The sequence below is a fragment of the Paenibacillus sp. J22R56 genome, from assembly GCF_056269375.1.
This window is the reverse complement of the sequence record NZ_JBWDNV010000001.1, coordinates 474,008-495,569: the sequence shown is the minus strand read 5'-3', so window position 1 is coordinate 495,569 and position 21,562 is coordinate 474,008. Positions and strand designations below refer to the sequence as shown.

20 protein-coding genes and 1 riboswitch are annotated in these 21,562 nt (G+C 46.3%); of the genes, 15 read left to right on the top strand and 5 right to left on the bottom strand.

Going from position 1 to position 21,562, the window contains the following annotated elements; translation table 11 throughout:
• Positions 1-8 precede the first annotated feature (8 nt).
• Positions 9-755 carry a hydrogen peroxide-dependent heme synthase gene (gene hemQ, locus AC0YNT_RS02075; protein ID WP_475803106.1) on the bottom strand — a complete coding sequence of 249 codons (747 nt, stop codon included), beginning with the start codon at positions 753-755 and terminating at the stop codon, positions 9-11.
• Positions 756-912: 157 nt separating this feature from the next.
• On the opposite strand from hemQ, the gene AC0YNT_RS02070 reads away from it, so the two are divergent.
• The 12 genes from AC0YNT_RS02070 to AC0YNT_RS02015 all read left to right on the top strand — a co-directional run bounded on the left by AC0YNT_RS02070 (position 913) and on the right by AC0YNT_RS02015 (position 13,434).
• Positions 913-1,200 carry a YuiB family protein gene (locus AC0YNT_RS02070; protein WP_167280474.1) on the top strand — a complete coding sequence of 96 codons (288 nt, stop codon included), beginning with the start codon at positions 913-915 and terminating at the stop codon, positions 1,198-1,200.
• A gap of 152 nt (positions 1,201-1,352) precedes the next feature.
• Complete coding sequence (locus AC0YNT_RS02065; protein WP_475803409.1) at positions 1,353-2,873, top strand: replication initiation and membrane attachment family protein; 1,521 nt, start codon at positions 1,353-1,355, stop codon at positions 2,871-2,873.
• Between the two features lie 27 nt (positions 2,874-2,900).
• Positions 2,901-3,857 carry a primosomal protein DnaI gene (gene dnaI / locus AC0YNT_RS02060; RefSeq protein ID WP_475803408.1) on the top strand — a complete coding sequence of 319 codons (957 nt, stop codon included), beginning with the start codon at positions 2,901-2,903 and terminating at the stop codon, positions 3,855-3,857.
• 349 nt (positions 3,858-4,206) lie between these two features.
• On the top strand, positions 4,207-5,949 hold the full coding sequence (locus AC0YNT_RS02055) for a peptide-binding protein (RefSeq protein ID WP_475803105.1): 1,743 nt from the start codon (positions 4,207-4,209) through the stop codon (positions 5,947-5,949).
• Positions 5,950-6,131: 182 nt separating this feature from the next.
• Positions 6,132-7,103, top strand: a complete 972-nt coding sequence (locus AC0YNT_RS02050; protein WP_475803104.1) for an ABC transporter permease — start codon at positions 6,132-6,134, stop codon at positions 7,101-7,103.
• The gene (locus AC0YNT_RS02045) at positions 7,100-8,071 is read left to right on the top strand and encodes an ABC transporter permease (protein ID WP_475803103.1); all 972 of its coding nucleotides are present in this window, start codon (positions 7,100-7,102) and stop codon (positions 8,069-8,071) included. Before AC0YNT_RS02050 ends, AC0YNT_RS02045 begins: the two co-directional genes overlap by 4 nt.
• Positions 8,038-9,054: an ABC transporter ATP-binding protein gene (locus AC0YNT_RS02040; RefSeq protein WP_475803102.1), complete on the top strand. Its 1,017-nt coding sequence runs from the start codon at positions 8,038-8,040 to the stop codon at positions 9,052-9,054. The genes AC0YNT_RS02045 and AC0YNT_RS02040 overlap by 34 nt, the downstream gene beginning before the upstream one ends.
• 6 nt (positions 9,055-9,060) lie before the next feature.
• Positions 9,061-10,041 (top strand): ABC transporter ATP-binding protein, encoded by a 981-nt coding sequence (locus tag AC0YNT_RS02035; protein ID WP_475803101.1) that lies wholly within the window; start codon positions 9,061-9,063, stop codon positions 10,039-10,041.
• A 227-nt stretch (positions 10,042-10,268) separates the two neighbouring features.
• A complete protein-coding gene (locus AC0YNT_RS02030; RefSeq protein ID WP_475803100.1) occupies positions 10,269-11,381 on the top strand; it encodes a sulfate ABC transporter substrate-binding protein in 1,113 nt (370 codons plus the stop codon).
• 41 nt (positions 11,382-11,422) lie between these two features.
• A complete protein-coding gene (gene cysT / locus AC0YNT_RS02025; protein WP_167280467.1) occupies positions 11,423-12,265 on the top strand; it encodes a sulfate ABC transporter permease subunit CysT in 843 nt (280 codons plus the stop codon).
• A 13-nt stretch (positions 12,266-12,278) separates the two neighbouring features.
• A complete protein-coding gene (gene cysW, locus AC0YNT_RS02020) occupies positions 12,279-13,163 on the top strand; it encodes a sulfate ABC transporter permease subunit CysW (RefSeq protein WP_167280466.1) in 885 nt (294 codons plus the stop codon).
• A gap of 52 nt (positions 13,164-13,215) precedes the next feature.
• A complete protein-coding gene (locus AC0YNT_RS02015) occupies positions 13,216-13,434 on the top strand; it encodes a YezD family protein (RefSeq protein WP_475803099.1) in 219 nt (72 codons plus the stop codon).
• Between the two features lie 51 nt (positions 13,435-13,485).
• Here AC0YNT_RS02015 and AC0YNT_RS02010 read toward each other — a convergent pair whose 3' ends face one another.
• A complete protein-coding gene (locus AC0YNT_RS02010) occupies positions 13,486-13,632 on the bottom strand; it encodes a YqzM family protein (RefSeq protein WP_441890936.1) in 147 nt (48 codons plus the stop codon).
• Positions 13,633-13,915: 283 nt separating this feature from the next.
• On the opposite strand from AC0YNT_RS02010, the gene uvrC reads away from it, so the two are divergent.
• The gene (gene uvrC, locus AC0YNT_RS02005) at positions 13,916-15,793 is read left to right on the top strand and encodes an excinuclease ABC subunit UvrC (RefSeq protein ID WP_475803098.1); all 1,878 of its coding nucleotides are present in this window, start codon (positions 13,916-13,918) and stop codon (positions 15,791-15,793) included.
• A gap of 118 nt (positions 15,794-15,911) precedes the next feature.
• Here the strand turns inward: uvrC and AC0YNT_RS02000 are convergent, their stop codons facing one another.
• The 3 genes from AC0YNT_RS02000 to AC0YNT_RS01990 all read right to left on the bottom strand — a co-directional run bounded on the left by AC0YNT_RS02000 (position 15,912) and on the right by AC0YNT_RS01990 (position 18,969).
• A complete protein-coding gene (locus AC0YNT_RS02000) occupies positions 15,912-16,622 on the bottom strand; it encodes a hypothetical protein (RefSeq protein WP_475803097.1) in 711 nt (236 codons plus the stop codon).
• 104 nt (positions 16,623-16,726) lie between these two features.
• Complete coding sequence (locus AC0YNT_RS01995) at positions 16,727-17,221, bottom strand: hypothetical protein (RefSeq protein ID WP_475803096.1); 495 nt, start codon at positions 17,219-17,221, stop codon at positions 16,727-16,729.
• 152 nt (positions 17,222-17,373) lie between these two features.
• Positions 17,374-18,969, bottom strand: a complete 1,596-nt coding sequence (locus AC0YNT_RS01990) for a CPBP family intramembrane glutamic endopeptidase (RefSeq protein ID WP_475803095.1) — start codon at positions 18,967-18,969, stop codon at positions 17,374-17,376.
• 250 nt (positions 18,970-19,219) lie between these two features.
• A riboswitch (cyclic di-AMP (ydaO/yuaA leader) is annotated at positions 19,220-19,380 on the top strand.
• 72 nt (positions 19,381-19,452) lie between these two features.
• On the opposite strand from AC0YNT_RS01990, the gene AC0YNT_RS01985 reads away from it, so the two are divergent.
• Positions 19,453-20,793 (top strand): TrkH family potassium uptake protein, encoded by a 1,341-nt coding sequence (locus tag AC0YNT_RS01985; RefSeq protein ID WP_475803094.1) that lies wholly within the window; start codon positions 19,453-19,455, stop codon positions 20,791-20,793.
• 17 nt (positions 20,794-20,810) lie between these two features.
• Entirely contained in the window at positions 20,811-21,473 is a 663-nt protein-coding gene (locus AC0YNT_RS01980; RefSeq protein WP_167280458.1) for a potassium channel family protein, read from the top strand.
• Positions 21,474-21,562 lie beyond the last annotated feature (89 nt).

Genomic DNA, 21,562 nt, shown 5'->3' with positions numbered 1-21,562 from the left:
CGTTTAACCTACAGCTTCAGCATTGCAACAAACTTCTCCGAGTCAAGCAAATTACCAACGAAGAAATCACCGAAGTCACCAAAACGCGCACTAACTTCATCAAAGCGCATTTCGTATACCAGCTTCTTGAACTGAAGCGCATCATCAGCAAACAGTGTAACGCCCCATTCCCAGTCGTCGAAACCAACGGAACCGGTGATGATTTGTTTTACTTTGCCTGCATACTTGCGTCCAATCATGCCATGACTGCGCATCATCGTGCGGCGGTCATCCATGCTGAGCATGTACCAGTTATCATTGCCAGAACGGCGTTTGTTCATTGGGTAGAAGCAAATATGTCTTGCTTTCGGAAGGGATGGCTTCAGGCGCGCAACAATCTCCGGATTTTGCAATGGATCGCTGCCTGGCGAATTCACGTAGTTGCTTAGCTCAACAACACTCACATAGGAATGGGCAGGTTGTGTGAATTCAGCGAATAGTGTTTTGTTGAATGCTGTTTCGATTTCATTCAGCTCTTCAAGCGTTTCGCGAAGGTGCATGAAGACGAAGTCAGCTTTTTGGCCAACGATCGAATACACCGCAGTACTTCCTTGTTTGTTTTCGTCCACACTGTTCCATTCCGTCAGGAAGGATTGGAGCTCGTCCAGTGCTTGGCTCCGTTCTTTATCGCTTGCAAGCCGCCATGCCGCCCAGTCCATCGAACGGAAATCATGCAGGGCATACCAGCCTTCTAATGTAATGGCTACTTCACTCATGGTTAAAATCTCCTCTCGTCGCATTGCTTTTAACATTGTATCGTAAACAATTCCGCTAGAGCAAATGTCGGACTTGTGACAAATAGCTGCTTCTAATTGACTTCCTTATTTCCATTATTTAAACTGAAGAGCGAGACTTTCCAAAGGAGAAGAGGACATGCTTCAATTAATTGTAGCTACGGTGCTGTTCCTAGTTATGATGTTCGGCATCGGCTTTATACTTAACATGCTTCTCAAAACAACCTGGTTTCCCATTTATGCGTTTATCATTGTACTGCTGCCGGTTTATATTTGGCAGACTTGGGATGATACTGTTTCGTTTGTCGATAATTTCACGGAGTTTACATATGTCGACGTAATTCCTGTTCTTGGTGCTTTGGCAGGGGCGTATGTCAGCGGATGGGCGATTCGCGCGCTGCGTCGCGGCGGATATAAGATGTTTTAAATTTCACAAACGGTTATCGTTATCCCTGTAAAGGGCACGAGGCCGTTTTTTATTTGGTGGGAACCCCTCATATTTCTATTTTTGTATTCGTCCCCACCTCTTCTTTTTATGTTAAAATGATAGAAAGTACGTTATGAGATGGAGAGATGCAATTGCGCATCGGTAATCTACTGCAATATACAGAAAATCATCGTTATTACATTTTCCGAGATTTTTCGCTAAGCAGCTTGGACTATAAAATGTTGTCGCTTATTTATCAGCCGATGATAGGCGCTTTTTCTATTGCTTTGTACCAACAGCTTTACCACGGGATTGCAGAAGGCACCTCGGGCTATTCTACCATTGAGACACAACGTAAGCTGTTCCTTGGACTTGGACTTGAGATGAATGAAAAAAGCAGAAAATACTTGATTGACCAGGCTTCGCGGCTTGAGGCGGTTGGCCTCTTGCAGACATCGCGGGTCGGCGTGCCGGATCAGGCAGATATTATGTATGAGTATGAACTATCACAGCCTATGTCGCCGAGTGAATTTTTTCGCAACCAGCATTTGACGCTGCTGCTTCGGGACAAGATCGGCAAATACGCGGTTATTTCGCTTCGTGAGTCATTTGGTGCGCAAGAGCCGGATGAGCTCGTGAACAGTCAGCTGTCGAAAGAAAACATTTCCGTTCCGTTCTATGAGCTGTTCCAGCTTAATACGCATTCGATTGACCAAGAGCTTGAGCAGGCACTGACTGAGGTTGCGCCTACACGTCAGGCGGCGCCAAGAGCCCAGCTTGAGACAGCAGGTATTCCTTATGGTGAGATTATTCTAAGATTCCCTCGTAACTCTGCGAACCGGAGTTTCGTAGAACGTATGCGCGGCAATAACGAGCAGCTTGCCCAAGTCAATTATGTCGCATATAAATACAATCTATCCGTAGCGGACATATGCCGTTTATTGGATGAGGACGGAATCTTCGCTTCAAACGGTGAGCTGATTGTAGATGAGATACAGCTTCGTGCGAATCAGCTGTATCGTCAGGACAAGAAACGTGAAGGCGATCGTCAGCGTACCCTCGCCCGTGTTCAGGCAGCAACGGAACAAGCTAATGAGTCTGAGGAAGAACTCGTTGAGTTTGGCGTGCAGGAAGAATATTATTTACTTGTACCAAGCCAGTTAGCTGGTAGATGTGATGTGCAGCAATACAATATGCTTATGCGGAATGAGCCTCATACTCGGTTCTTACAGCGGTTTTTCCCAGGAGCGGTACCTGATTGGATAGAAAGATCCTTTGAGCGGATTGACCTCAATTACAAGCTTCCGGCACCTGTCATTAATGTTCTTATTCATTATGTTATTGGTATGAACGACGCGCAGCGTGTAACAAAAACTTTCGTGGAAGCCGTTGTGTCCAATATGCTCGTTAAACAGGTGGATACTTTCGAGAAAGCTGTGCTCTACGTGAGGGAGCAAGCTGAAGTTGAAGCGGACAAGGAGCGCCGGAGTGCCAGAGCAGCATCTGGGCAGACTGGAGCAAAAGGCAATACCCGTAATGGTGCACGCGGAGGAATCTCGCGCAAGCCGTCTATTCCGATTGTGCAGGACGAAGGCAAGGATGATGCAGCTATTTCGCCAGAGAAGCTGGAGCAGATGCGCAGGCTGGCAAGAAAGCTGGATGGCAAGGGATAAAACAAACAAAAGGCGGGGTGAATGAGAATGGAATCGCTTGGTGAAATGTTGAAATCATGGCCTGGCGGAAAGTCGTTAAACGATCAAGCAGATCAAAGGCTTGGGGAGCTAATGGCGGACCCTCTTGTTGAGCGTCTGTTCATCAAGCACCCTGAGCTGGATGAGAGAGCGGTTCGTATGAATATGAATCGCGTCTATCAATATGTGAAGGAATATCGCAGCTGCTCGAACTGTCCGGGTCTGGACAATTGCCCGAATGATTTCGAAGGACATTATACGCTGTTATCCTGCGAGACTGTAAGTGATCAAGTCCAATTGATAGACCGGAAGGTGTCTTGCAAGAAGTTTATGGCGAGGCGCAGCGAAGATCAGATCAAGAATCGGATCCGCAGCTTCTATGTGGATGAAGTGGCACTTAACAACGGTTATTCGGCGGATGAAATTTTGTTTAAAGATGCCAAACGGACGGAAGCGGCCTATCAAATATTAGCTTATATTGATAAGACGAAGGAAGAAGGACTGCAGAAGGAAGGCTTGTATCTTGCTGGCAAATTCGGTACAGGCAAGACGTTCTTGATGTGCTACCTCCTGCATGAGCTTGCTAAGGCAGGTTACTCCGGAGCGATTGTCTATATGCCGGAATTCGTAGAAGACTTGAAGTCTATGATGCATGAGCCTGGGAAACTGCGGGAGACGGTAGAGATTATGAAGGAAACCGATCTTCTTATATTTGATGATATTGGTGCAGAGAACTTGAATCCATGGGTTCGAGATCATGTGCTTGGATCTATACTCAATTACCGGATGAACCGTAAGCCAACGCTATACACCTCCAATTATGAGCTTGATGCACTGGAGAAACACTTTAGTTTTACAAGCAAAGATGGAGATGAACAGTATAAAGGTGAGCGTTTAATGAATCGGATCAAGCCTTATGTCGAGGTCGTTATGGTAACGGGTGAGAATAAGCGAGGCCGTAAATAAGAGAAAGAGGCTGCACATTTGTTCACATGTGCAGCCTCTTTTTGTGAAAAAACTTTAACTATTTACCGCGTTAATAACTTGTAGTATACTCTCCTTAGGGGAGGTGAGAAAATGTTACATAATTGGAAATATAAAGCTAAAGATATGCAACGGTGGAAGATAGAATCAGTTTATAGGAATACAGAATAATGCTGTCATTTGAGATTATGAACGCTATGTAAATGGAAAGCAATACTTATATTACAAATATTCAGAAAAATTAAAAGATTTGAACAAATAGAAAAGCAACGGATCATTCAGGCACCAAACGGACTGATAAAATCACGTGCTAATTAGAGGAGGAGATAGGATGATTACTCGAAAGAAACCCATGAAGTTTTTATTTCTATTAAGTATTTTGGCTATCGTAATCGCAGGCTGTTCTAGTAATAACAATGGTAACAGTACCAATTCTCCATCACCAACAGCGACAACAGCAGACGAGTCAGCATCCCCTTCTGCAGAACCATCTGAAGATCCAAATACGCCTAAAGTAGGCGGTACATTAACAGTAAGTACATTCTCCGACATCGTATCGGTCAATCCTATTTTCGTAAATGATACGGCATCCGGCGATATGCAGTATTTGTTATTCGCCCAGCTGTATGACCTGGACCGCGACGGCAACCTGGTTGTACAACCATGGTCACTCGCTGCTGAGCTTCCAGAAGTTTCGGAAGACGGCAAAACGTACACAGTGAAAATGAAAAATACGGCCAAATGGAGTGACGGTCAGCCAATCACTGCAGAAGATTTGGTCTTTACCCTTAATACAGTTATTAACCCAAAAACAGGTGCACCAGGTATCAGCCTTTATGATAAGGTTGGCAGTGTAGAGAAAATCGATGATTACTCGGTCAAAATTACACTGAAGCAAGTGTATGCGCCATTCCAATATTCCCTGATGTTGAATCCAGTTCCTAGCCATATCTTGAAGGATGTTAAGCCTGAAGATTTGCAGGCAAATCCATATGGTAAGGATCCTGCCAAGACCGTTACAAGTGGTCCTTGGAAATGGTCGGAATGGAAGACAGGCCAATACGTAAGCCTCGAAGCGGATCCGAATTACTGGGGTGAAGTGAAGCCTAACATTCAAAAAGTCGTGTACAAAATTTACGCGGATCAAAATACCGAGGTTCAAGCGCTGATCAAGGGAGATGTTGATACATCGCTTGCGATTCCGATTACACAGCTTGAAGCGGTAGAGAAAAATGACAAGATTAATGTGATCAAAGGGGCAACTTCAACTTACGAATATATCAGCTTCAACTTTGATGCAAACAACTTCCCTGATAAATTCATTCCATTCAATACGCAAAAGAGCCGTCAAGCTATCGCTTATGCACTGAACCGCCAAGGCATGGTCGATAATGTCCTGAAAGGTACAGGTGCCCTGATGAACGCGCCATTCCTGCCAGGCTCCTGGTCAGACCCAGGCGACAAAGCAGTTAACTACGCATATGACGCCGAGAAAGCGAAAGCCTTGCTTGCCGAAGATGGATGGGTACCGGGCAAAGACGGCATTCTCGAAAAAGATGGCCACCGCTTCTCCTTCGAGCTGCAATACAACGCCGGTAACAGCCGCCGTGAAGCCGTATCCCAAATTATTCAGCAAAACCTGAAAGACGTTGGTATTGAAGTGAAGCCAACAGCGATTGACTTCGCAACCTGGATTGATCAGAATATTACGCCGGGTAAATACCCTGCCATTCTCCTTGGTTGGTCGCTTAGCAATCCGGATCCTGACGGCGAAAGCATCTTCTCATCGAAATACTTCCCGCCAGCAGGTCAAAACAGCGGATGGTATAAGAACGAAAAACTCGACAAGCTATGGGTGGACGGATACTCCGTTGTAGATCAAGCCGCTCGTAAAGAGATTTACGGTCAAATCGCAACTGAGATTTCCACAGATCTGCCTTATGTATTCCTCTATCAATACGGTAATCCGCAAGGTATCGGACCAAAAGTGAAGTATGCTCCAGAAGATGCTCCAGAGCCAACTCATCAAACAGGATACTTCTACCACATGATCAAATGGTGGCTGGCCGAATAAGCAGCGTACAATCGATCGTTTACAAGAGAAGAGGGCATGGCCCTCTTCTTCCTTGTAAACCTTTAAGTTGAGGCTAACGAAGTAAGAATTGCCACAAAAAGCAGTGACAATTCTTAGGTTGATGCTTTCGAAGTAAGAATTGCCACAAAAAGCAGTGACAATTCTTTTTAGGAGGATGGGATATGACCGAGTTTTTTATTCGCCGAACGCTTCAGTCCGTCTTGGTGCTGTTCCTGATTACGCTCGTTACCTTCGGACTTATCCATGCTGCTCCGGGAGGACCTTTTCAAATGATGCTGGCGCCGGGCTTATCGCCGGAGGCCCTGAAGGTACAAGCACATAATATGGGGCTGGATCAGCCGCTTCCTATGCAATATTTACATTGGTTAGGCAATTTGCTGCAAGGTGATTTGGGATATACGTTCAAGAATCATTTACCGATCGGCCAGGTGATTTGGCCAACCGTAGAAAACACATTTGTTCTGATGGGTGTAGCATGGCTGTTGACCCTCATCATTGCTATTCCATGGGGTATCTACAACAGCACGAAGGAGTATAGCCTCTCCGATCAGACGGCCTCTTTTATTTCGTATATTGGATTTGCGATGCCAACCTTCTGGTTCGGGATCATCCTACAGCAGATCTTCTCGATAAAGCTGGATTGGCTGCCACTCGCTGATATGTACACGATGGATCAAGAAGGTCAGCTTGGCGACTTGATGATGCATCTTATCTTACCCGTCTCTGTGTTAACGCTAAGTTTCCTGGCAGCATATGTGAAATATTCGCGCTCCAGCATGATGGAAGTGCTTGATAAGGATTATATCCGTACCGCTCGGGCAAAAGGGGTGCGGGAAGGTAAAGTTATCTACAAGCATGCTCTCCGTAACGCTCTAATTCCTGTCATTACGATAGTTGCGCTTGACCTGCCGCTGCTTGTTGCGGGTGCGGCATTAACCGAAAGTGTATTCAATTGGCCGGGAATGGGACGTTTATTCGTTCAGATGGCGGTTGCACGCGAGTATTCCGTTCTTATGGCTATTACTCTTTTAACAGCTGTTATTGTTATTGTTGGCAATCTGATCGCCGATCTGCTCTATGCGGTTGTTGATCCACGTGTACAGCTTGGTAAGAGAGGGGGGAGATCGGCATGAGCGAAGCCAATATGCAAACCTCTGCCATTATCCCGCCGGTTGACGTGCAGGCGGTCAAGCCGCTCAAACGTCCCCCAGGGCCTTGGCGTACAGCATGGTCCAAGTTCCGCCGTAATCCATACGCAATGAGTGGTCTTGTCGTTCTACTGGTTTTTGTCTTCTGTGGGGCGTTCGCTCCGTGGCTTACCAAATATGATCCGGCAAAAATTGATTTGATGTTCGCCAATTTGAAAGCAGGTACCGATGGACATCTACTCGGGACAGACGAAGTAGGCCGTGACATATTTGCAAGACTGCTGTACAGCGCACGAATCTCCTTGACCGTCGGATTTTCCGTTGCGGCCGGATCAGTTATCATTGGAACCTTGATAGGGTCCATATCCGGATATTTTGGAGGATTTATTGATACCTGTTTCATGCGGCTTGTAGACGTGATGAATTCGATTCCATTATTGTTCCTGAATATTCTTGTGCTCGCTATCTTTGGTACAGAGTTCCGTTATATGATTAGCGTTCTTATTCTAACGAGTTGGATGAGTGTGGCCCGACTTGTGCGAGGCACCTTCCTGCAGCTTCGAGAGATGCAGTATGTGGAGGCGGCAAGAGCGATTGGGGTTTCGAACTTTGGCATTATATTTAGGCACTTGCTCCGTAACGCCAGCTTTCCTATTATCGTAAACGCTACGCTAATGGTAGGAGCCGCTATTCTCAGCGAATCAGCATTGTCTTATCTGGGTTTAGGGATAAAAGCCCCAGATACAAGCTGGGGACTTATGCTGACGAATGCACGTGAATTTATGCTGATTGATCCCATGCAATCCGTTTATCCAGGTGTCTGCATCCTTCTAGTTGTGCTTGCCGTGAATTTTATTGGTGACGGCATTCAGGATTCATTGAACCCGCGGCAGAAAATGTCCGAGAGGAGGATCGACAGATGGCGGAAAAGCTTCTTGAAATCGAAAATCTAACAGCCGGCTTTCTGACGGTAGGCGGAACGGTAAAGGCTACCGAGCATGTGTCGCTCTCACTCGACAAAGGGCAGACCGTTTGCCTGGTAGGGGAGTCAGGGAGCGGTAAAAGCGTAACTTCCCTCGCGATCATGCGCCTGATTGATTATAACGGTGGTGCAATCCTGGAAGGCAGTATCAAGTTTCAAGGCGAAGATTTGGCGAAACGAAGCCAGGATGATATGATCCGCATTCGCGGGAATAAGATCGCGATGATTTTCCAAGATCCGATGTCATCTTTAAATCCAGTCTATACCGTTGGAGATCAAATCGCAGAAAGTATCGTTCTTCATCAGAAGAAGAGTAAGAAGGAAGCACGCAAAATGGCTGTAGATATGCTGCGGCTTGTTGGTATTCCGGCTCCTGAGATTCGCGCCAGACAGTACCCGCATGAGTTGTCCGGCGGGATGTGCCAGCGTGTGGTCATTGCGATTGCTTTAGCCTGCGATCCAGTACTGCTCATTGCAGATGAACCTACAACTGCGCTTGATGTAACGGTGCAGGCCCAAATTCTTGATCTGCTTCGCAGCTTGCAGAAGGAGATTGGCATGTCCATTCTGCTCATTACCCATGATATGGGTGTTGCGGCCGAGATGGCTGACCGTATTGCGGTCATGTATGCCGGTATTATTGTAGAAGAAGGCAGCGTAAGTGAAATATTCTCACGCCCCAGCCACCCTTATACGGTAGGTCTTCTGAAGTCGGTTCCAGGTCTTGAGGGATCACGTGGTGATGAATTGTATACGATACGCGGCAATATTCCGGGGCTTAGTCAGCTTCCAGTAGGCTGCCGCTTCCATCCACGCTGCCCCTACGCGAAGGTTATTTGCCGGGAGAAATCACCTCCATCATTCACGGTAGGTGAAGAGCATCAAGCTTCATGCTGGATGTATATGGAGGATGGCGGGGCAGCAGCATGGCAAAATGAATCGGAGCAGAGGTGAGTCGAAATGAAAGCGGAATATCTACTTGAGCTTCGTGGAGTAAAAAAATATTTTCCGATTCGATCGGGGCTTCTGAACCGGGTCGTTGGCCAGGTTAAAGCGGTAGATGATATAACCCTGTCGATCCGTAGGGGGGAGACGTTTGGGCTCGTTGGCGAGTCGGGCTGCGGCAAATCAACGCTTGGCCGGGTTGTACTTAATCTTCATCAGGCAACGGAAGGTGAGGTCAACTTCAACGGCACTGATGTACAAAAGCTGAGCGGGCAAGAGCTGCGCCGACTGCGCAAGCAGATGCAGATTATTTTCCAGGATCCGTTTGGTTCACTTAATCCGCGCTTTCTTGTAAAGGATATCATTGGAGAGCCGCTGCGACTGCATGAGCGGATGACGGAGAGGGAGATCGACAGCCGTGTCGTGGAGCTGATGGAGCTGGTTGGGCTAGATGCGACACGCAGAAACCGCTATCCGCAAGAGTTCTCCGGCGGGCAACGTCAGCGGATCGGAATTGCAAGAGCTATTGCCTTAAATCCCGAGTTCATCGTAGCAGATGAAGCGGTATCTGCCCTTGACGTATCCGTTCAGTCACAGGTCATAAACCTGCTGATGAAGCTGCAGCGAGAACTGGGATTGACCTTCCTATTTATCGCGCATGGTCTTAATGTAGTAAGACATATTTCCGACCGGGTTGGTGTGATGTACCTAGGGAAAATCGTTGAGGTTGCGCCTACAGAAGAGCTGTTCGCCGAGCCGCTTCATCCGTATACGGCAGCATTATTATCCGCGATACCGCGGCCGGATCCAGCACGCAGGCGGGAGAGAATTGTGCTGCAAGGGGATGTGCCTTCACCGGCTAATCCGCCCTCGGGCTGCCGTTTCCATCCGCGTTGTCCTGCAGCACAAGCGAAGTGTAGTGTAGAGGAGCCATTACTTCGCGAAATTAATGGCGGGAGACAGATTGCCTGTCATTTTCCGCTGAGTGCAACTTAAATCGTTAACGATGGAAGGCTGGGCTAACGCCCGGCCTTTTTATTTTGAACGGAGCATAAGCTTAGCTTATACAATCAATAAATATTTTCCAATTTCTATTGACAGATAATTGGGCGGCTGGTAAGATTCATCCATAACCAACTAAACAGGTAGGAATAATACAGACTACCCGGACCACCGGATGCTAACATTATTCTTCTGTCAATAAAAATAGGGGTGTGTTGACTATGAAGAGATTAGCTATTGTCCGTTCGCTTGTACTTATCCTTACGTTTACCCTGGTGCTTGCAGCATGCGGCGCCAACTCTAACTCCAATTCCAACTCAAATAACAATGGAAATAAAGAAGCAGCCGCAACAAACAATGCCGGTACAGCTTCTGAAGCTCCTACAGATAAACCAAAACCACCAGTGGAATTACTTAACGTTTCGTATGACCCAACTCGTGAATTATATGAGAACTACAACAAAGCGTTCGCAAAATATTGGAAAGATACAACTGGCCAAGAAGTTACTATTAAGCAATCTCATGCCGGTTCCGGTGCACAAGCGCGTGCGGTAATCGACGGTCTGAAAGCAGACGTTGTTACTTTGGCACTTGGTTATGATATTGATGCTCTTGTAGAACCAGGACTTATTAATGCCGATTGGCAGACGAAATTCGAACATAACAGTGCTCCATATACCTCAACAATCGTTTTCCTCGTTCGTAAAGGCAATCCAAAAGGCATTAACGATTGGAGCGACCTTGTAAAAGACGGTGTTGAAGTCATTACACCAAATCCAAAAACCTCTGGCGGCGCGCGTTGGAACTATCTCGCAGCTTGGGGTTATGCTCTGAAACAAAACGGCAATGACGAAGCAAAAGCACAAGATTTCGTAAAAGAGCTGTATAAGCATGTACCTGTTCTTGATTCCGGAGCTCGCGGCGCTACAACGACATTCGTAGAAAAAGGAATCGGCGACGTTCTGCTTGCTTGGGAAAATGAAGCCTACTTGTCTGTTAAAGAACTTGGTCCAGACAAATTCGACATCGTGTATCCTTCGCTCAGCATCCTGGCAGAGCCTCCAGTTGCAGTTGTTGATAAAGTAGCTGATGACCGTGGTACAAGAGAAGTAGCAGAAGGTTACCTGAAATATTTGTACTCGGATGAAGGGCAAGAGATTGCTGCACAAAACTACTACCGTCCAATTAACGAAACAATCGCTGCGAAATACAAAGATCAATTCAAAGACCTTGAACTGATTACGATCGACGACTTTGGCGGCTGGAAAACTGCTCAAGAGAAGCACTTTAATGATGGCGGTATTTTCGACAAAATTTACACGCCAGGCTCGTAAGATTAATGAAGATGACCACTGATGAACGGAGCTGACTTCACATGAAAGGTTCCAAAGCAAAAAAGTCTAAAAATGTTTTGCCAGGCTTTGGCCTGTCGATGGGCTTCACCATTGCTTACCTGAGCTTGATCGTTCTTATCCCTCTCGCCGGTGTGTTTGTGAAAACAACCGGCCTGAGCTGGAGCGAGTTCTGGGCAGTCATTACGAACCCTCGGGTAATCGCAGCCTATCGAATCAGTTTTACGACTTCCTTTTTCGCTGCGATAACGAATCTCGTCTTCGGGCTGCTTGTTGCGTGGGTGCTTGTTCGTTATCGTTTCCCCGGGAAAAAGTTAATCGACAGCCTCGTCGATTTGCCGTTTGCTCTCCCGACGGCGGTAGCAGGTATCGCGCTGACAGCGATCTACGCACCTAATGGTTGGGTTGGCTCGATCCTTGAGCCGCTTGGACTGAAGGTCGCTTACACGCAGCTTGGCATTACGATTGCTTTAATTTTTATTGGTATACCGTTTGTCGTACGGACCGTACAGCCTGTCCTGCAAGACTTCGAGAAAGATACGGAAGAAGCGGCAGTGATGTTAGGTGCTTATCGGTGGCGTACTTTTTGGAAAGTGATTTTTCCGGAGTTGCTGCCAGCGTTGTTAACCGGGTTCACGTTGGCCTTCGCCCGGGGAATCGGGGAATATGGTTCAGTTGTCTTCATCTCCGGCAATATGCCGATGAGAACGGAAATTGCCCCGCTCCTGATCATGTCGAAGCTTGAGCAATTTGATTACAAAGGCGCTACAGCAATTGCTTTGGTGATGCTCATAATATCCTTCTTGCTGTTACTGCTTATCAATTTCATGCAATGGCGCATTAGCCGCCGTACAGCAGCGGAATAGGGGAGGATTAGAGATGGCTGGAGCAGTTACCGCGCACTTGTCTCAGGAAGCATCCAAAAGGCCAAAACATATTACAGAATCGGCTGGCGTAAAATGGTTATTAATTAGTATTGCCCTTGTATTTCTCGGGCTTGCGGTTGTGATGCCACTAGTGTCCGTATTTATTGAAGCTTTCAAGAAGGGCTTTGACGTATACAGGGCGGCGATTACCGACCCGGATGCTTTATCTGCCTTGCGCTTGACCTTGTTTGTTGCTCTTATTGCGGTACCTCTTAATGCCGTGTTTGGCATCGCAGCAGCATGGGCAATCAGCAAATTCCGTTTCAAAGGGAAGAACCTTCTAATCACTTTAATCGATCTGCCATTTGCTGTATCGCCTGTTATTTCAGGGATGATTTATATTTTGTTGTTTGGTGCACAAGGCTTCTTTGGTCCATGGCTCGACAAGCATGATATTCAAATCGTATTTGCATTACCAGGTATTGTTCTAGCAACGGTCTTCGTGACTGTTCCATTTGTTGCACGCGAATTGATTCCTCTTATGCAGGCACAAGGAGTGCAGGAGGAAGAAGCGGCTGCAAGCCTAGGAGCAAAAGGGTGGCAAATCTTCTGGCGCATTACGCTGCCGAATATCAAATGGGGTTTGCTGTACGGCATAATCTTAAGTAACGCCCGCGCGATGGGGGAGTTTGGTGCTGTATCCGTCGTATCCGGTCATATCCGGGGAGAGACGAATACGCTGCCTCTTCATATTGAGATTCTCTATAACGAATATCAGTTTTCTGCATCCTTTGCGGTGGCATCCTTGCTCGTTATGCTGGCGGTTCTGACATTGATCGTCAAGGCCTTGTTCGAATGGAAAACAAATCAAAGATCATCACATGAAATACTGGACTAATTTTTTTTAATATTAATACCGAGTAAATCGGTTGATTATGGAGGGGTTAATAATGGCAAAACCTTTGGAAGTAGATCAAGTGTGGTTGGATCGTATTCTTGAACAAGTGAACGGATTGCAATATGGTTCTGTCAATATTACCGTACATGATGGACGCATTGTTCAAATTGATCGTACGGAGCGTACGCGTTATGATCAACCGCCGCATAAACAAGCTTCAACAGAGCAAAAGGTAGCAAATGGCGATCAGCTGCGTGCAGTTGCTCAATAATAACACAAAAAAAGCTCCGTATCGGGAATCCGATACGGAGCTTTTTTTGTGTTAAGAGATGATGAATTTCACGATGACAGCTACAGCGAATAGTACGGTCATAAAACCGAGCATACCGCCAAAGCCCATCATAACGTCCATCAAGTCGTGGCGCGGTTCTTCGTTCACATGTTCGCGCGGATCACGTACATTTTCCATATGATTACGCCTCCCTTGAAGACCATTCAGCTTTTAATAGTATACCCAACTTTACGAATAATTGTAAAGCAATTGATTGACAAATATAAGGCGAAACATGCGTTCGATATGTTAAAATAAAAGAATGCAAAAGCAGCCCCAAGCTTATGTTTTCGAAGTAAGAATCACCACAAACTAGCCAGAGTTCGGCCATTCATTCTTTTCTTATGCTTTCGAAGTAAGAATCACCACGAACTGGCCAGAGTTCGGCCATCTGTGTGGCAATTCTTTTAGGAGGAACAATATGGATCAGCAACAACAGAATACAGCCATCAGCCGGGAAGAAGCCGAAGAGCTAATCCGCAACAAATTAGCGCTGCTTCCAGATCAACCAGGCTGTTATTTAATGAAGAATGGGGAAGGCACCATTATCTATGTAGGTAAAGCAAAGGTGCTGAAGAATCGTGTTCGATCCTACTTCAATGGCAGTCATAATGGCAAGACACAACGCCTCGTATCCGAAATTCGGGACTTTGACTATATTATTACCTCAAGTAATATGGAAGCACTAATCTTGGAGTGTAACCTGATAAAGCAATATCATCCGCGGTATAATGTGCTTCTTAAGGACGATAAGACTTTTCCATATATTAAGATCACGAATGAGACTCATCCGCGTCTTGAAGTGACTCGCCGTGTTGTGAAGGACAAGGGGAAGTACTTTGGTCCGTATCCAAATGCCTTTGCTGCTCAACAAACGAAGAAGCTTCTTGACCGGCTGTATCCGCTGCGCAAATGTGGTACCTTGCCGGATAAAGTGTGCTTGTATTATCATATCGGCCAATGCATTGCCCCATGTGAATTCGAAGTGGAGCAAGGGCAATATGACTCGATGGTTCAGGAGATTACAAAATTCCTTAATGGCGGTCATGATGTGGTAAAGGCTGATCTTCAGCGCAAAATGGAAGCTGCGGCGGAAGAGCTGGACTTCGAGCGGGCTAAGGAATACCGAGATCAGATTATAAGTATCGATGCCGTGATTGAGAAGCAGAAGATTACGATGAATGATGCTCTCGATCGCGATATATTTGGCTATGCGGTGGAGAAAGGCTGGATGTGTGTTCAAATTCTGTATATGCGACAAGGAAAAATGATTGAACGCCGCGGTACATCCTTCCCGTATTATGGGGAAGAATATGATGACTTCATGACGTTTGTCACACAGTATTACAGCGATAACCCGGCGCTGCCGAAGCAGATCTTGCTGCCCTTGCCGCTTGGGGATGAGGAAAGTACAGATGAATCCGCCAATGTTCCGGACGAGTTCGCAACAATGCTGCATAACTGGCTGAAGGTGAAGGTATTACTGCCGCAGCGAGGGCGGAAAAGCGAAGCCGTTACCATGGCCATCGACAATGCGAAGATTGCACTTGCTGATAAATTCCGCCTTATTGAGCGGGATGAGGAGAGAAGCATTCGGGCATCAGAAAAACTGGCAGAGTGGCTTGGCCTGTCTGATGTACGGCGAATTGAAGCTTTCGATAACTCGAATATTCAAGGTACAAATCCGGTCTCGGCGATGGTCGTCTTTACTGACGGCAAGCCGGATAAGAAGGAATACCGTAAATATAAAGTGAAGACTGTTGTTGGGGCAGACGATTACGAGACTATGCGTGAAGTTGTCCGTCGTCGGTATGAGCGAGTACTTAAAGATCAATTGACGCCTCCAGATTTGATTGTAGTCGACGGAGGGAAGGGGCAAATATCAGCGGCTCTTGATATCTTGCAAAATGAGCTCGGACTAGATATTCCGGTATGTGGTCTAGTTAAGGATGCGAAGCATAAGACAGCTCAGCTGATGACCGGCGATCCGCCAGAAGTGGTGCCTTTGCCGCGGGACAGCCAGGAGTTTTATCTGCTCCAGCGGATTCAAGATGAGGTTCACCGATTCGCGATCTCCTTCCACCGTGAACAACGTGGAAAATCGATGATCGCTTCCAAACTGGATTCGATTCCAGGTATTGGAGAGAAACGGCGTAAGCTTCTGCTTAAGCATTTTGGTTCAATCAAAAAAATTAAGGAAGCCACGATTGAAGACTTCAAACCGCTATCGATCGGCGAAAAGCTGGCTTCACAAATACTCGAAGCTTTAAATGAGAGCGAAAAAGAAAAGGAAATGTAGGGTAACCTCATTTCTTTTTCATATTAGCAGGAAAAGAAATGTAGGGTAACCTCAATTCTTTTGCGATATTAGCAGAAAAGGAAATGTAGGGTACCCTACATTTCCTTTTCTTTTTTACTTATTTACCTTTGCCGTTTTTATTGCCTTTGCCACCGGATTTACTGTTACCGCCTTTACCGCCAACAGATTTACTACCTTCAGCTTTATCCGCTCCAGCTTTATTGCCCCCGGACTTGCCTTTACCGCCTTTGTCGCCTCCGGATTTACCGCCTGCAGCTTTATCCGCTCCAGCTTTATTGCCCCCGGACTTGCCTTTACCGCCTTTGTCGCCTCCGGATTTACCGCCTGCAGCTTTATCTGCTCCAGCTTTATTGCCCCCAGATTTGCCTTTACCGCCTTTGTCGCCTCCGGATTTACCGCCTTCAGCCTTATCCGCTCCAGCTTTATTGCCCCCAGATTTGCCTTTACCGCCCTTGTCGCCTCCGGATTTACCGCCTGCAGCTTTATCTGCTCCAGCTTTATTGCCCCCAGATTTGCCTTTACCGCCTTTGTCGCCTCCTGCTTTCTTAGCTGCAGCTTTGTTAGCGCCTGCACTTCTACCGCCAGGACTTTGATTACCGCCAGGGCTTTGGTTACCAGGGCTTTGGTTACCAGGGCTTTGGTTACCAGGGCTTTGGTTGCCAGGGCTTTGGTTGCCAGGGCTTTGGTTGCCAGGGCTTTGGTTGCCAGGGCTTTGATTACCAGGGCTTTGGTTTCCAGGACTTTGGTTGCCAGGACTTTGGTTGCCACCAGGGCTTTGATTACCACCTGAGCTTTGGTTATTAGGCAATTCTATCACTCCTCATGAACGTAATACTAGAGTATATGAAGGTTGCTAGAGTTACTCTTGTACAGGAGTGGACAAACGGATGAAATAGTCCCTTGACCATCTCATTACAGAGCGATGCTTGTAATTTTGTTAAGTGGAACATAGACAATATAAGGCGTTTTGTAGCTCACTGCAGAGAATGTAGCATTTCCGTTTTGGAAGCCTGCCCATTTTACCCTGTCAAGATCCTTACCGTTATCCAGTGTCACACGATGAATAACTTGTCCGAGCGACAGCTTGCAAAGGATACTGTGCGCATGCTCAGAGTTGCTCTTTCCGCTTGATTTGTCTCCTCGGTTGCTTGGAATCGCTGAATTATCAGAGCAGCCGGATGATTTGTGACCACACTTGCAGCTATTCGATTTGTGTTCACAACATTTGTTTGAGGATTTGTGTTCAAAGCAGCAATTCTTCTTGCCGGAAGATTTGTGCTTGTTACCGCTTGATTTCTTTTTACCAGATGATTTGTGTTTACTGCCGCTCGATTTTTTGCCATTGTCATTGCATTTCTGACTCGAGCTTTGTTTATTACCGCTGTAACCGCTGATTTTTGTTGACAATCCTATCACCTCCATAATGGTTTTAATAGAGTATATTAATGTGAATAGAATTGCTCTTGGACAAACGTTACCCTTTCTATTAAATAGGCTTTTCGGACAGCAAAAGGGATGTATCGTTGAAGGATACATCCCTTTTTAGCTTCTTTACGAGGTCAGGCTCGTATGTGTCTACGGTTATGCCAGAACCTTATAGTCCAGGCGACAATGACCGGAAGAACCATATAGATCAAAGCAGCTGTAATATTTACAGCTCCTCCTACACCAATGAGCTCGAAGCTCATAAGCAAGCTGTCCAGTATAGCATGAGTGAAAACGGCTGTAATAAAGCCATATTTGAGGAAGATCAAGCAAAATACCGTTCCTAGAATAACGAGCTCTACGATCCGAGTATAGAACGGGAAGATCGGGTAGCCGACATGACCAAGCGCCCACATGGTTGTAGGAATAAGGGTGGCCACAAATGTGTTTTTGAACCACTTCTTAAATAAGGCAATCCCGAACAACCGGAATATCGCTTCTTCGGAGATCGCCGCACACCAAGCCATCATTGGCATGAGCCACAGCATATTCGTATTAAATGGCGATTGAGTAGCATCGCTGGTCGCCCATGATCCGGCAAGAAACTCCATTGCAATCATAATAATAGCCTGACAACCCAATATGACAGACGCAAAGAGATAGGATAGTCCTACGCTGCGCCATACATGGTCCCCATAACCCCGCTCGCGGAAGCCTGGCCATAATGGACGTTTTTGCGACCGCCACATTCCGTCACCGGCAACGAGTGCGAAATAAACGGCTAGTCCTACTGGAATAAGCAGGACGACAGTAATGATGATAGTCGCATTCATCTCTGCGTCTGAGCGGATCTGTTCTCCCAAGGAAGCCATAATGCCGTCCAGCACGTTCAAATTGTTATAAATATAGAACACGATGAACACAAAGCTGATAAAAACGCCTCTTTTAAATGTAGTGTGCCGGCGGTACAGAATCGCATAAATAATAGAAAGAACCAGTGATATAAAGCACATATAGGCCAGACTGACGATGGATAAAATACTGCCAATGTCTTTCTGACCATCTACATACGTTATGTAGTTAGCAGGAGCCTGGAAAGCTGGCTTATATCTTGTAATAACCGCTTTATCATCAATCAAGCCTACACCGATAATAAGCTCGAGCGTTGCATCTCCAAGCTTATATCCTGTTGGATGCAGGACAACATCGCCGTCATCATTGATGTACAAGCTCTTTAGTTCTTCTGAACGGAAGCCTTTGGTAATGGCAAAAGCTTTCGCAGCTGTCTGCAGAATCTTTCCATTATCAGTTGGAGAGGCACCAAGCCAATGCCAACCTGTAACACTGCCGCTTGTCATATGAACGTATACAATGGCGTTGCTGCCGTCTTCAAGATCAAGATTAACCTGGAAGGTATCCGTCGGGAACTTGGTGTCATAATGGTCCTCATACGTCTTAAGTAAGTCTTCTTTAGAAAAATAACCGTTTGCCAAACTATCGGTTTGATAAATCGTATGGGACGATACAGCAGCTTCATGAAATTGCTTATTGACGAAGGCTTCTGCTGTCTGGGCTGCTTCACTTTTAGAAATGACCTTTGGGGTTGTTGAGTTGGAGAATAGCTGGTCGCCAGCAATTGGGCCAATTTGTGTAAAGATAAAAATAATTGCACCTGCAACAGCAGCCCACAGGAAACGTCTCCATTCATGGGGAGCGATGGTAGGGATCATACATAACCTCCATTTCGAATTCAGACGATACTTATCTAATGTAACCTTATCATTATTAGCCTGAATTATCCAATAGAGGCGAAAGGAGAGGATGCTAACGGTAAGCTGTGAAATAAGGACTTGCAGCCAGCAAGTGACCATTTGCTCCATGTGATTGACCGTTTTTGAACGAATACCGCTTAATTATCGCCTAAGCCCATTTTGATCGCATCTGTCATTTGGGCGTATAATCGATAACGTCATATTAATTGAATAGCAACAGCCGAATTTCGTCATGAAAACGGGGGAACCAAAACGCTGGCCGGAGCAATCCGTCAGCATGGGGTGAATTTTGAGCATTTTGCTTGAATAGGGCTGCCTTTCCAGGCCCGAATCCGTCAGCTAACCTCGTAGGCTGGGTGGAACAGGACTCATATAGCATTGGGGTTCCCGTGCTTTTTTTTATGCCCAATTTTGGAAATGTCCGATATAAAGGAGTGACACATGTCCCATTATTTCAATATATTGAAATGGCCGCCGCCGCGAATTCTTGTATTTGGCTTTGCCGCCATTATTGTGATAGGTGCCTTTCTGCTCACGATGCCGTTTGCCTCAAGTGACGGTTCGAGACTTCCTTTTATTGATGCACTATTCACAGCAACCTCGGCGACATGTGTAACCGGCTTAATAGTGGTAGATACAGGTACATACTTCTCTACCATCGGCAAAGTAATTATACTTTCCTTAATTCAGATCGGCGGTCTTGGTTTTATGACAATGGCCACGCTTATTGCACTTGTACTGCGCAAGCGGATTTCACTCAAGGAACGGTTGATTTTGCAGGAAGCGATGAATCAGACAAGTATGGAAGGCATTGTTAGATTAATCCGCAGGGTCATTATTTATTCTCTTACAATTGAGCTTGTTGGCGCCATCCTGTTCGCGATTCGCTTTGCCTTCGATATGCCGTTTGGCAAAGCCGTTTGGTTTGGCTTTTTCCATGCGATCTCATTCTTTAACAATGCAGGCTTTGATATATTCGGCAACTTCCGCAGTTTGACGATGTACGCAAGTGATCCGCTCGTTAATCTGGTGTCGATGCTGCTTATTATTTTGGGCGGACTTGGTTTTGTCGTTATGGCAGATTTACTGGAGTACCGTAAAAACAAGCGGCTCTCCCTTCATAGTAAAGTTGTTCTATCCATGACCGGGACTCTAATTGCTGTTGGCGCTATCGTTATCTTTATCTTTGAATTTTCGAATAGCAAGACGCTTGGTTCATTGGATTGGGGAGGTAAAATACTGGCTTCCTTCTTTCAATCGGTTACGCCAAGAACGGCAGGGGCTAATACTTTAGACTATACACAGCTGCGGCAGGCTACAGTTTTCTTCACCATTATTCTGATGTTTATCGGTGCCTCTCCTGGATCAACCGGGGGCGGGATTAAGACGACTACCTTTACGACGATGATTGGTGCGGTTATTGCTATGATCCGAGGCCGGGAAGATATTGTTTTGTTCCATTATCGGCTTGGTAAGGACCGGATCTTTAAGGCACTGACGATTACAATGCTGTCGCTCACGCTGGTTATCTTTGTTACGATGCTGCTGTCGACAACAGAAGATCAGCAGTTTCTAAAAATTTTATTTGAGACAACATCAGCCTTTGGTACGGTCGGCTTAACGGTCGGCATTACTCCGGAGCTGACGGATTTCGGCAAGATAGTTATCGCGTTAACTATGTTCGCAGGCAGGCTTGGACCGCTTACGCTTGCGTATGCGCTTGGACCAAAATCAGAGAAAGAGCTGTACAGGTATCCGGAAGGCAAAATTACGATTGGATAGGGGAATAGAAAGAAAGAATGAAAAACAATCAGTTTGTGATCGTAGGGCTTGGGCGATTTGGCTCCAGTCTCGGAAGAGAGCTTATCAAATTAGGCTATGAGGTGCTCGGAATCGACCGGGATGAGGAAGCTGTCCAAGAAATGAGCAATGTGCTGACTTATACGGTGTCTGCGGATTGCACGGATGAGGAAACTTTACGATCATTAGGCGTTCGTAATTTTGACTGCGGGGTTGTCGCGATTGGCGATGATATTCAGGCCAGTATTCTGACGACTATTTTACTGAAGGATCTTGGCGTGAAGCGGGTTGTCGCCAAAGCGATGAGTGAGCTGCATGGACGTGTACTCGAGAAAATCGGAGTCGACCGCGTCGTTTATCCGGAGCGGGACATGGGTATCCGGGTGGCTCATCAGCTTGTAAGTCCAAATCTGCTTGATTATATCGAGCTGTCGAAGGAATATACAATTGCTGAGCTTTCGGTTCCGAATTGCCTGAATAACAAATCTCTGAATGATTTGAATCTGCGTGCCAGATTCGGCTGCAGCATCGTTGCGATTAATAAGCCTACCGGTATTATAATAGCTCCTACAGCGACGGATGTTGTGACTGAAAAAGACGTGATGGTTGTCATCGGGACAAACGAGCAGATTGAACAGTTTGAAGAAACGATTATCAGGTGATGATAAGGATAGTGGGCGCAGTTAGCGTTCTCTGTCCTTTTTTATTCCGACTGTCGCTGGTCGCTGGGGATGGGATGGACGGGGATGAA